12 protein-coding genes are annotated in these 12336 nt (G+C 46.4%); 10 read left to right on the top strand and 2 right to left on the bottom strand.

Going from position 1 to position 12336, the window contains the following annotated elements; all coding sequences use genetic code 11:
* Positions 1-49: 49 nt before the first annotated feature.
* The 3 genes from M1E06_RS10885 (at position 50) to M1E06_RS10895 (ending at position 3129) form a co-directional block, all read left to right on the top strand.
* Positions 50-1291 (top strand): MFS transporter, encoded by a 1242-nt coding sequence (locus tag M1E06_RS10885; RefSeq protein ID WP_020451716.1) that lies wholly within the window; start codon positions 50-52, stop codon positions 1289-1291.
* A gap of 17 nt (positions 1292-1308) precedes the next feature.
* Positions 1309-2415: a mandelate racemase/muconate lactonizing enzyme family protein gene (locus M1E06_RS10890; protein WP_023855743.1), complete on the top strand. Its 1107-nt coding sequence runs from the start codon at positions 1309-1311 to the stop codon at positions 2413-2415.
* Positions 2416-2505: 90 nt separating this feature from the next.
* Positions 2506-3129 carry a YitT family protein gene (locus M1E06_RS10895; RefSeq protein WP_020451714.1) on the top strand — a complete coding sequence of 208 codons (624 nt, stop codon included), beginning with the start codon at positions 2506-2508 and terminating at the stop codon, positions 3127-3129.
* Between the two features lie 18 nt (positions 3130-3147).
* Here the strand turns inward: M1E06_RS10895 and M1E06_RS10900 are convergent, their stop codons facing one another.
* Positions 3148-3912, bottom strand: coding sequence for a phosphosulfolactate synthase (locus M1E06_RS10900; RefSeq protein WP_020451713.1), 765 nt, complete (start codon positions 3910-3912; stop codon positions 3148-3150).
* A 611-nt stretch (positions 3913-4523) separates the two neighbouring features.
* Between M1E06_RS10900 and M1E06_RS10905 the strand changes: the two genes are divergently transcribed.
* The 7 genes from M1E06_RS10905 (at position 4524) to M1E06_RS10935 (ending at position 11587) form a co-directional block, all read left to right on the top strand.
* A complete protein-coding gene (locus M1E06_RS10905; protein ID WP_020451712.1) occupies positions 4524-5234 on the top strand; it encodes a phosphoadenylyl-sulfate reductase in 711 nt (236 codons plus the stop codon).
* A gap of 14 nt (positions 5235-5248) precedes the next feature.
* A complete protein-coding gene (locus M1E06_RS10910) occupies positions 5249-6388 on the top strand; it encodes an inorganic phosphate transporter (RefSeq protein WP_216904503.1) in 1140 nt (379 codons plus the stop codon).
* A gap of 302 nt (positions 6389-6690) precedes the next feature.
* Complete coding sequence (locus M1E06_RS10915) at positions 6691-7368, top strand: DUF421 domain-containing protein (RefSeq protein WP_020451710.1); 678 nt, start codon at positions 6691-6693, stop codon at positions 7366-7368.
* A gap of 351 nt (positions 7369-7719) precedes the next feature.
* A complete protein-coding gene (gene proC, locus M1E06_RS10920; RefSeq protein WP_080131416.1) occupies positions 7720-8571 on the top strand; it encodes a pyrroline-5-carboxylate reductase in 852 nt (283 codons plus the stop codon).
* Positions 8572-8609: 38 nt separating this feature from the next.
* Entirely contained in the window at positions 8610-9731 is a 1122-nt protein-coding gene (proB, locus tag M1E06_RS10925; protein WP_020451708.1) for a glutamate 5-kinase, read from the top strand.
* Positions 9732-9756: 25 nt separating this feature from the next.
* Positions 9757-11028, top strand: a complete 1272-nt coding sequence (locus M1E06_RS10930) for a glutamate-5-semialdehyde dehydrogenase (RefSeq protein ID WP_080131415.1) — start codon at positions 9757-9759, stop codon at positions 11026-11028.
* Between the two features lie 208 nt (positions 11029-11236).
* The gene (locus tag M1E06_RS10935) at positions 11237-11587 is read left to right on the top strand and encodes a winged helix-turn-helix transcriptional regulator (protein ID WP_080131414.1); all 351 of its coding nucleotides are present in this window, start codon (positions 11237-11239) and stop codon (positions 11585-11587) included.
* A gap of 34 nt (positions 11588-11621) precedes the next feature.
* Here the strand turns inward: M1E06_RS10935 and M1E06_RS10940 are convergent, their stop codons facing one another.
* A complete protein-coding gene (locus M1E06_RS10940) occupies positions 11622-12182 on the bottom strand; it encodes an NAD(P)H-dependent oxidoreductase (protein ID WP_020451705.1) in 561 nt (186 codons plus the stop codon).
* Positions 12183-12336 lie beyond the last annotated feature (154 nt).

The following is a 12336-nucleotide window of genomic DNA, read 5'->3' on the forward strand; positions in this document are numbered from 1 at the left end:
TTACTTAACTTTTACAGTTCATTTTGAATAAGGAAGGATGTACAAATTTATGACAGAAAAACAAACCTCTGGCATGACGGTTGTCGCGATCGGGTCGATCCCATTGATTATGACGTTGGGAAATTCGATGCTGATTCCGATTTTGCCGAAGATGAAATCTGAACTCAATTTATCGCAATTTCAAGTCAGCCTTGTCATTACCGTGTTTTCGATTACTGCAGCGCTCTTTATTCCGCTGCTGGGTTACTTGGCGGACCGCTTCTCAAGGAAAGTGGTGATTATTCCGTGCCTGTTCCTTTACGGGGCCGGCGGGATTCTTGCAGGATTTGCATCGACGACCTTTGCGAACGCTTTCCCGTGGGTGCTTTTCGGGAGAGGACTGCAGGGGCTTGGAGCAGCCGGTACAGCGCCGATCGCAATGGCGCTGACAGGAGACCTTTTTAAAGGATCTGAAGAAAGCCGGGTGCTCGGTCTCGTTGAAGCCTCGAACGGCTTCGGAAAAGTGCTGTCTCCGATTTTAGGATCATTGATAGCATTGATCGCTTGGTTTTGGGTGTTTTTTGCATTTCCTGCTTTCTGTATTGCACCGATCATTTTGACTTGGATTTTTATCAAAGAAAAAGACAAGAAAAAAGATCCGCCGCCTCTCGGAAAATATGTGAAAGGGCTGACAAGCGTTTTTAAACATGAGGGCAGATGGCTTTTCACCGCATATCTCGCAGGGGCCGTCTGTTTGTTTACTCTGTTTGGCATCCTCTTTTACTTATCTGATGTTTTGGAAAAAGAATTTCATACAGACGGCGTAAAGAAAGGTCTGATCTTGGCGATCCCTCTGCTTGTCATGTGTACAACATCATATATTACGGGCAGCAAAATCGGACAAAATCAGCAGCTGATGAAAAAAATGATGGTTATCGGGCTCGCTCTGATTACGGTTTCCTACGGCACACTGTCTTTTTTCTCCGCGCTCATTCCTTTTATTTCGATCCTTGTCATCAGCAGCATCGGTACAGGCTTTGTTCTGCCGTGTGTCAACAGCTTCATAACCGGGGCTGTCGGAAAAGAGAGGCGCGGCTTTGTGACATCGCTGTACGGATCGGTCAGATTTTTAGGAGTCGCGATCGGTCCGCCGATTTTCGGGAGGCTGATGGAATGGTCGAAACTCGGCATGTTTATGTCGATTGCGGGCCTGACATTAGTCGTCGGTGTGTTGGTGCTGACGATGATTCATGTCAAAAAGGAAGACACCAAAAAAGGGGAGAAGGGGCTGCAGCCTGCTGACGCAAGATAGGAGGGAAGAGAAAAAATATGCGCATTGAAAAGGTTGACACATTTCCGCTGTTCCACAGGCTTTCCTCCCCTTACGGCGATGCGAACGGATTGAAAAGCTACAGAACGTGCTACCTGATTCGGATCACGACAGCTTCAGGCCTGTCGGGATGGGGAGAATGTGCGGATTGGCTGCCTGCTTTGGATGCGGGCTTTAAAAAACGGATCATTCCTTACTTAATTGGAAAAGAAGCGGGCAATCGCACAGAGCTTGTCACCGTCATCAAAAAGTGGCATCAGCGGGCCGCAGCTGCCGTTAGCATGGCTTTAACGGACATTACGGCGAAAAAAGCAGGCCTTTCGGTATGTGAATTATGGGGAGGAAAACTGAGGGAGCAGATCCCGGTCTATGCCTCATTTCAATCATATTCAGACAGGCCCGATTGGAGCCGCCATTCCCTCCGGCTTGTCGAAAAGGCCGTGCGGTCCGGATTTAAAACCGTCAAGCTGAAAGCGGGAGGCAAGTTGTTTTCCGAAGACTTGGCGCATATTCAGGCGTTCCAGGAGATGACAGGCCAAAACACCGGACTGATACTCGATGCCAACCAGAGTTATGACCAGGCCGCCGCACGGAAGTGGGAAACGTGGTTTTCCGCCTGGGGCAACGTGCTTTGGTTTGAAGAGCCCATGCCGTTTGACGTTCCCGCTGAATACCGGATGCTGCGTTCAGCGCTTTCTGTTCCGGTTGCCGGAGGAGAAAATGTAAAAGGCGCAAAACCGTTTTTGCCGATTTTTCTGGAGAACGCAGTCGATATTGCTCAACCCGATGTTATGCACTGTGACGGCACAGACGATTTTCAAACCGTTCTGAAGCTCGCCAGGCATTTCGGAAAAAGGGTTTCTCCCCACAGCTATGACGGCGGACTTTCAAGAATGTACGCCGTTTTCGGACAAGCCTGTCTGCCGCCTTGGAGCAAAATGGACGGAGAAGATATCGAACCGCTCGAATGGGATGCGATGGAGAATCCGTTCACAAAACTCGTGCCCGTCAGCATAAAAGACGGATACATTCAAGTCCCGGACAAAATCGAAATCGATACAGAGCTCGTAGAAGCGTATGGATGGGACGGCTCGTCTTACATGTGAAAGCGCCAACTCGAAAAAATGTGATATTTTTCATTTCCCCTTACATATAGTAGGAAGAGGACAAGTTTCTTTAAAGGGGATTATATCCGTATGGGAAGAAAGCTCAAAATCGTACATGCTATCGTGCTGGGCAGCGTGTTACAGGGTCTCGGCATGGCGCTGTTTTTGTTTCCGAACCATATTCCTTCAGGGGGCGCAGCCGGCATCGCTGTTTTGCTCAATTTTTGGTTTCAGGTTCCGCACGGATTAACCGTCTGGGCTGTCAACTTTTCGCTGCTTTTAACGGCCGTTAAATGGCTTGAACCCGTAACGGTCTTCGGGACGATGGGGGCGATTACCATGACGTCCGTTTCGGTGCAGATCTTCGAATCCTGCATGCCCCTCATGACGACGAACAATATCTGGCTGGATTTATTTTACGGATCCGTCCTTTTGGGGACGGGGGTTGGACTGCTATATAAATACAATATTTCTAACGGCGGTTTTGGCGCCCTGGCTTTAATGATATCGATTTACCGCGGCGGAAAACCGGGAACTGCACTGTTTATGATGAACGCATTCATCTTCCTTTTGACGGCGTCTGTCATCGCCTGGGGAATCGTTATCCAAGCACTAATCTGCCAGTGGATTTCTACGAGGATCATCGATGCGATTTATCAGATTCGCTTCCGTCCGTTATTGATGCCTATCGCCAGTTTCCGCAATAAAAAATAGGCCGCTTTTCAAACGACCCTAATCATATAAATAAAATGTATCTGATCGAAGTCCCAGTCTCAGCGTTTCAAGCGGAATGGCATCCTGAAACGGTATATTCGCCAAATTGGCGTCAGGACCGATTTTTTCAATGAAACACGTCTGCAGCTGTTTCGTCGGCGCTTCAAAAATTAAATCCCTTGAAGCGATGCCGGAATGAAGGATCTCCTCAATAAGCTGGGACCGCATTTCTCCATCGCTTTTGCACAGCCCGCTCGTGCCGCTTTCCCTCGTTTCCGTGATCACTTTCTCGGCTCCGGCTTCAAGATCTTCGAGGATGTAATCGATCCATTCGGCTGACTCCAGCTCACTGCTGAGGGCGCTGTCTTTGCTGCCGACTTCGCTGAACACGTGAAACTCTTTCGAAAAATCGGAAATAAAGCTTGCTTTATCTTTATTAGAGAGACGGACCGTTCCGTTTGATATTTCCACATAACGACATCCATATAATTTGCAGTAGCGATAGTAATCTTCAATTTTATCCTGGCTTAAAAACTTCTCAAACAACGTTCCGCCAAAAAAGAATTGAACGTCATTTTGCTTCAGACAATCGATTTTCTCAACCAAATATTTCGTAATTAAAGATGTTCCCCATCCAAATTTCACAAAATCTATATAATCTGCCGCTCCGTGAATCGTATCTTTAAAAAAGTTCAAGGGAACCCCGTTATCAATCAGGATGGTGATCCCTTTTAATCTTGGTTTAAGCTGCCTGTCGGGCAGTATCAGTTCAGATGAAATCATTGATTACCCCTCACAATCTGCTGTATCTTTCATACTTTTAGGTAAATGTCTGTCGGCCATTATTCAGCTGTCACAATAAGAATTCACCTTTTCCCGTTTTTCGTTTCTCCCATTCATGTGTTGCCGTTCGGCAAGGAGTGATCTTCGTCCACCTCCCATTAGGCAGCATGTTAGCCTCTCATCTCCTGACTTGCTTCTCAACTAGGTATCTATCCATTTTGTGAAGTCAAAGTAAGTATATTCGCCGTCCTTTCATATGGTTCCTCACTAGTTCTTCACAATGAAAACTGACGTAAAAAGAAGGCCCGCGACAGATACGCGAAGCCCTTACTTAATCTTAGAAAATATATCAGTATATCAAATCCGGATCTCTCACCGCCAGTTTTTATTTTAATGCCGCAAGACAGATGTAATGATTGACTGATAGGAATCGGTTTATTTCAATTTGGCGCGCCGGGTCTTTCAGATATTCACAAAATTGCTGAAATCATAACAATTTCCAGATCACATTTAGTTTAAAAAGTGAATAATCTGCCTATATGTTCTTTCAGTTCATGTTTCGTATCAGGGGGTAAGAAAACTAACCTTTAGGACGTATTGGGGGAAAATCGATGAACGATGTTTTAACGTATCACACATGGAATGAAAAAGCTTCTGAAGAGGTGATGGATACCTTCAGCGGCGAGATGGACGTTTTGAAATGGGCGTACAGCACGTATCAAAAAATTGTTTATGCCTGCAGTTTCGGCGCGGAAGGAATCGTTTTGATCGACTTGATTTCAAAAGTTGTGAAAGAAGCGGACATCGTGTTTTTAGATACAGGACTGCATTTTCCGGAAACATATGAACTTATCAATGAAGTGAAAGATCGCTATCCCGGTCTGTCGATTCGCTTTTTAAAACCCGGCCTCTCGCTTGAAGAACAGGAAAAACGCTATGGCAGCGAACTTTGGAAACGCCATCCGGACCATTGCTGCCGCCTTCGCAAGATCGAGCCGCTCAGAGAGCATCTGTCAGGTATGGAGGCATGGATGACCGGGCTGAGGCGGGAGCAGTCGGAAACACGGAAACATGTCCGTTATATCAACAAGGACGACAATTTTAAACTGATTAAAATCTGCCCCCTTATTCACTGGACATGGGAAGATGTCTGGACTTACATTAAGCTGAATCAGCTGACGTATCACAAGCTTCATGATCAAGATTATCCGAGCATCGGCTGTGAGGTGTGTACGTCTCCCGTGGCAGACGGCGGCAATTTAAGAGCGGGAAGGTGGGCCCGTCAGGAAAAAACAGAATGCGGGCTGCATCAATTCCGGTAGGAGCTGGGTAAAAGATGACGATTACCATTTTGGCATTCATTATCGCTTTGTTTTTTGCCATGAACATAGGAGCGAGCGGAGCAGCAGCTTCAATGGGAATAGCGTATGGCGCAGGTGCCGTCCGGAAAAGGCAGGCGGCCTTGTGGATCAGCGGAATCGGTGTATTTTTGGGCGCCATGATAGGCGGAGGAGAGGTTGTGAAAACAATCGGTTCAGGCATTATCCCCACGTCTATTCTCAATGTGCATATTGTCGTGATTATCCTCGGAGCATCTGCGATTTTGCTGTTTATTGCAAACATCGCGGGGATTCCCCTTTCAACCAGCGAGGTGACGGTCGGCTCGATTGTCGGGGTCGGCGTCGCATTTCAAGCGGTATTTACCGATAAGCTGTTGGTGATCGTCATGTATTGGCTGATCATTCCGATTGCCGCTTTTTTTCTCGCTTTTTTCATTGGACAATTGCTGAAAAAAGCCGAGAAGAGGCTGCGGTGGCTTAAACAGCAAAAATGGGCGCGGCTGCTCACCGCACTAGTGATTTTAACCGGGTTTTTAGAAGCCTTTTCGGCGGGAATGAACAATGTCGCGAATTCCGTCGGACCTCTCGTTGGAGCAGGCCTCTTGTCAGTCAGCAGCGGAACGTTTCTTGGGGGACTGTTCGTGGCTATCGGAGCCATTTGCCTTGGAAGCAGAGTCATTGAGACGAATGGGAAAAAAATCACCGAGTTTTCGCTTTTGCAAGGGTCATGTGTTTCCGGACTCGGTGCGTCCCTAGTCATCGGCGCTTCGCTATTTGGCATTCCCGTGCCGCAAACCCAGATTACGACTTGCAGCATCATCGGGATTGGCCTTTCTGAAAAGGGAAGGGCAATTTTTCGTAAAAGCGTTATTTTGAAGTTAATGAAAGTATGGGTTGTTTCACCGGTTTTTTCACTTGTCATTTCGTATAGTCTCGTGAAAATCTTTCTCGATTTTGATTTATATTCAGTTGTAGTTGTTTTATGTGTTTTTCTTGCCACTCTTGGATCTGTAAGCCTTATGAAACATGCCAGGCAGAAACAATCAGATGTCCGAAGAAACAGGGATCATGTAAAGTCGATCGTTGGAGGAAGGGGGCAAAAAAGAGAGCCTGCCGCATGGAGGGACTTTAGTTAACCGGGCCCGCCTGTTTTGGATGATTGGGACTAAGGCCCGGAATCAGCCGGATGAAAAAAGGCGCTCGTGCAGCTTTATCTGTTTCATTGCCTGATCGTGAGAAGTCATGAGCGGAACGGCACTTCTCAGCCGTATGATCGAAGAAGAGGTTGGCACGACGCCGCTATTTTTTGAAGAATACCAATGGATTGGCAGAAGGCGCGGCGCAGCAGATGGCCCTTTTTCTCAGGAAAAGTATTCCTCTGGTTTAAACTACATCCCGATTGTTAACAATGAAGAGAGAGATTCGGGAGGGAACCTTGATGGAATATGTACACTTGGTAGTCGAACTGACGATAGGGTTTGCAGCTTTATTTCTGATGACGAAAATTCTGGGGAAAACCCAATTTGCCCAAATTACGCCGTTTGATTTTATTTCCGCTTTAATATTGGGGGAAATGGTTGGAAACGCGATTTTCGATCAGGATGTCACCATCTGGAAAGTCCTTTTCGCCATCCTCGTTTGGGCCATTCTAATCTATTCAATAGAAGTTTTATCACAAAAAGTGCAAAACATCAGAGGTTTTCTCGAGGGCAGGCCAAGTATTGTGATCAATAAAGGAAAAATCGATTATAACGCCCTCAAAAAAAATAAATTGGACCTGAACCAGCTGCAGACATTGGCACGTGAAAAAGGCTGTTTTTCCTTAAACGAGATCCAATATGCCATCCTTGAAACAGACGGTTCGCTCAGCGTCCTGCCAAAACACAAATACGGGATGCCGACAAAAGAAGACTTAAACATCCCTTACAAACCGGTTCAGCTCCCGGTGCCGTTAATCCTCGACGGCGAGCTCGAAAAGAACAATCTGCATGAAGCCGGCTTTGACGAGCTTTGGCTGCAAAATCAATTATCAAGTCAAGGTATTACACAGTATCAAGAGGTGCTTTATGCGGAATGGCGCGGCGATGAGGGGCAGCTTTACGTTACAACCTATTGATATTGGCAAGCGCGGGTTCGACAAGCTTCGAGCCCGCGCTTTTCTATTTGCGCTCACACGGCTAAAGGATCGTACTTTTTTACCGGTCCGAAAGGCTGTCAATCTCTAAAAAATTCCGTTAAATCATTCAAACGGCCTTCAAATAGAGGAAAGACAAACGACAAAAGGTGCAATTGAAGTTGAAAAATCTGCTTTCAGCCTCTTTTTCTTTTCCTTTTTTCTTCAAAAATCTCCATTTTTCACATGACCTGCGCCGTCCAATCAAAACACGCAAACTTGACATAAATATCTAAAGTGTTAATATACTAACCGTGTTCGAAAAAATACGAACAGAAATGCGAACAAAGGGAGATGTTAAAGATCTTTAATCAAAAAAACGTAGCTTTTATAGGGGCAGGATCAATGGCAGAGGGAATGATCTCAGGCATCGTTCAATCCAAAAAACTGCCTGCTTCGCAAATCTATGTTACAAACCACACGAACCACCGGCGTTTAGAAGAACTCCAGCAGAAATATGGAATACGAGGCGTCAGAAAAGAAGAACTTGACTATCAGAACATCGATTGCTTCATCTTGGCGATGAAGCCGAAAGATGCAGAGAGTGCTCTTATTTCCATGAAACCGCATATTCAACCCCATCAGCTTATCGTGTCAGTTTTAGCTGGCATATCAATTTCATTTATTGAAAACGAGCTGCACGGCATGCAGCCTGTCATCCGAATCATGCCTAACACCTCAAGTGCAATCGGCGCATCTGCAACCGCCATGGCCGAAGGCAGCCATGTAACAGCCGATCTGTCAAAAACCGCGAAACAACTGCTTCAATGCATGGGAGAAGTCTATTCCATCGAAGAAAGCAAAATGGACATTTTCACCGGCATTGCCGGCAGCGGGCCTGCTTACTTTTATTATTTAATGGAGCACATCGAAAAAGCGGGAGCCGAGGCTGGATTAAGCCAAAAACTAACGAGGGAAATCGGCGCGCAGACATTGTTAGGCGCCGCCAAAATGCTGTTGGAAAGCCCTGAAGATACAGCTGTTCTCAAAGACAACATCACTTCCCCTAACGGTACGACTGCCGCCGGTTTAAAGGCCTTGGCGGAAAGCGGCGGAGGCGAAGCGATCGAACAGGCGGTCAAACAAGCCGCAAAACGATCCAAAACCATCAGTCTCGAACTTGAACAATTAGTCGCAGCAAAGTAAGCACCCGTAACGAAGAAAAATACTACAGGAGTGATAAAATGACCTCTAATCAACAGAGGGTAGTTGTCAAAGTGGGAAGCAGTTCTTTAACAAGTCTTCACGGCGAAATCAGCAGCAAAAAGCTCGAAAAACTCGTTGAGCAGATCGTCCGCCTCAAAGATGAAGGGCACGAAGTCCTCCTCGTTTCATCTGGCGCTGTGGCGGCCGGATACCGGAAACTTGGCTTCATCAACAGGCCGGATACATTGCCTGAAAAACAAGCATCCGCATCTGTCGGCCAGGGCTTACTAATCGAAGCGTATTCCAAGCTCTTTTTATCCCATGGCTATATCGCTTCACAAATATTAATCACAAAAAGCGATTTTTCAGATGAAAAACGGTACAACAATGTGAGAAATACGATGAATGTTCTGTTGAAACGCGGCATTATTCCGATCATCAACGAAAATGACACAGTTACCGTCAACCGGCTCAAATTCGGAGACAATGATACGCTTTCTGCTAAAGTGGCGGGTCTGATCGACGCTAACCTGCTGACCATCCTCTCTGATATAGACGGCCTTTATGACGCGAATCCGCGAAAAACGCCGGACGCCGCACTCGTCCGGGAAGTAAATGAAATCACGCCGGAGATAGAAGCTTCAGCAGGGGATGCCGGAAGCGAAGTCGGAACAGGCGGCATGAAGTCGAAACTGGACGCTTTTAAAATTACAATGGCTTCAGGCATCAAAGGATTTTTAGGGCGTGCAGACACCTCCGGTCTGTTGCAAGAAGCAATCAGCGGGACTGCGAGGGGAACGTATTTTATTCCGAATGACGATTCACACACGCTCAACCATAAAAAGCAATGGATAGCATTTAACTCTGGACCTGAAGGAGACATCATCGTCCACAACGAAAGCAAAGAGTTTATTATCGACCGTAAAAAAAGCCTGTATCCTTCTAGTATTTACGAAATTAACGGCCGTTTCAGCAACGGTTCCGTCGTTCGAATCCTTGATCAGGAAGGAGAGGAAATCGGCCTCGGCGTCGTCAACTTTTCCTCATCCCAGCTTCGTAAATGGAAGAAGGATACGAATCAGGAAACAGCCGCTTCCTCACAGGCTGTCGTTGACAGAGAAGCGTTTGTCTGTCATTTAGAGCTATCCGTTCCGCTTTAAAAAACAAATCAAAGGAGGAATTGACATGACGGCGACAAGCGAGAACATCAGGGCACAAATCGAAGAAAAAGCGATAAAGGCAAAAACAGCTGCAAAATCTTTGCGGCTGACAACTGAAAAAGACAAGAACGAGGCGCTTGCTGCACTGGCCGAACACCTGAAACAAAACATGAGCTATATTCTCACTGAAAATGCCAAAGATATTGAAGCGGGACGAAAAAAAGGCTATGATGCAGCCTACATCGACCGCCTGTCGCTCAATGAAGACAGGGTACTGGATTTTGCCGATGGACTGCTGGAAGTCGCGGAACTGGATGATCCGGTCGGAGAAACGCTATCAAGCTGGACGCTCGACAACGGGCTAAAGGCGGAAAAAGTCAGCGTTCCTCTCGGCGTCATCGGCATGATCTATGAAGCGCGTCCGAATGTGACTGTCGATGCAACCGGGCTCGCTCTAAAATCGGGCAATGCGATCGTTTTGAAAGGCGGCTCTTCCGCCATTCATTCGAATACAGCGATCGTATCGGTCATGCACCAAGCGCTGGAAACGACAGACATTCCCCGCGATGCTGTTCAATTTATCGAAAGCACGGACCGAAGCGCCACGAAGCAGCTCTTCAAGATGAAAGAGCATATCGATGTACTCATCCCCCGGGGAGGCGGTGCCCTCATTCAGGAAGTCGTTGAGAACGCAACCGTTCCCGTTCTTGAGACGGGAGTCGGCAACTGTCACATCTATATCGACCGGGAAGCAGACCCTGAAAAAGCAATCGATGTCATGATCAATGCGAAAACAGACCGCCCCGCCGTCTGCAATGCGCTTGAAACGCTGATCGTTCACGAAAAATGGCTTGAGGAAAACAGTGCAGCGCTTATCAATGCTTTAAACGAACACGGTATTCAAGTTCACGGGGACGAAAAGGCGGTTCAATGGATTCCAGGCGCGATACCAGCGGGGGAAGCCGATTGGCAGAACGAATATTTAAGCCTTGATCTCGCGGTTAAAGTCGCAGCAAGTCTTGAAGAAGCCTGCGATCATATCGAAACATACGGAACAAAGCATTCAGAAGCGATTATCACCGAAAATCCGAAAACAGCCAAGGCTTTTCTGAATACCGTTGATGCGGCAGCACTGTATCATAATGCCTCAACCCGGTTCACCGACGGCGGCGCACTCGGCTTCGGCGCGGAAATCGGGATTTCTACACAGAAGCTTCACGCCCGCGGACCTATGGGTCTGAAAGAATTGACCACATGCAAATATATCATGAGAGGCGACGGCCATATCAGAAGATAAATAAAAAAGCCTGCATTGAAACTGCACCTCAATTGTCACCTGACAATCTTGAGGTGCAGTTTTTTCTTACGGCTGCATCCGCCGTATCACGGAAAACATACGGCGTAGTGGTTTTTCTTTAAGCATCCTTTAAAATCCTTCCTTTACATCCTTTCAATCAAATTACATAATGATCTATGATATAGGATTCAAAAGGAGAGTGTACGTTATGCAACCCCAAACCGGAAAAACCTGCGTTCCGACCGGTGTGGATCTTAAAAACACCGGTTTTGGATATACGTTGTCATTGATAAGCGGCAAATATAAAATAATCATTCTATATTGGCTGTCTGAACGCGAAGTGATGCGGCATAATGAGCTGAAGCGAAGCATCGGCACCATTTCCTTCAAAACGCTGAGCATCATGTTAAAAGAGCTGGAGGCAGACGACCTTATTATACGTAAGGAATTTCCCCAAATTCCCCCAAAGGTGGAGTATTCATTATCTGAACGCGGACGTTCTCTCTTACCTTTGTTCAATATGATGTGTGAGTGGGGAGAGAAAAACAGGCTGGGCTGACAGCCTGTTTCAACCGGAATGATTTCCGCAAAACTTAAAGATTGTCAATAAAACGCAAATAATCCCGGGCGCTTTTCTCCAATTCTCCCGCTCCCGGCCCGGTCGCTTCTTCCTCATTTCCGCCGGGCTCATTTTCCTTGCCGTAAAACGCAAAAAATGAACGATAGTCTGCATGACAATATCGGAATGTCGTTTCAAATGGAACTAATATTTGTTCAAGCGTATAGCGGTACCTTCCGTTTTCACCATAATCTTCTTCTTTAATTCCGGCGGATACACCTAATGCCACTTTACGATTTTTTAATCGATCACCTCCATTTGAACCATAAGCCCATCCGTAAGCCAATACATCATCAAGCCATTTTTTAAGAAGAGGCGGACAGTTAAACCAATAGATAGGGAATTGAAAAACAAGATTGCCGTGCGCTTCCACCAATTTTTGTTCTTTTTCCGCGTCAATGTTTCCATCCGGATATACGTCGGACAATTCGTGAACCGTATACTTTTCCGGATATTTTTTGAGCTCCTCTACCCAGCGCTTATTGATAACTGATGTTTCTAAACTTGGATGTGCAACGATAATCAGTGTTTTCAAAAATTTTCCTCCTTCGGCATGTTTTCATCTTGATTATAAAGTTCACACTGCGAATTTGTAAGTATGCACTTTTGGTTCAGGTACTTACGTAAAGGTAAGTATCAGTTGTCATCAAACGGTCCGATTTTGCCTGTCCAAAATCCTCTGGCATGAA

The organism is Bacillus sp. AK124 (genome assembly GCF_053903085.1).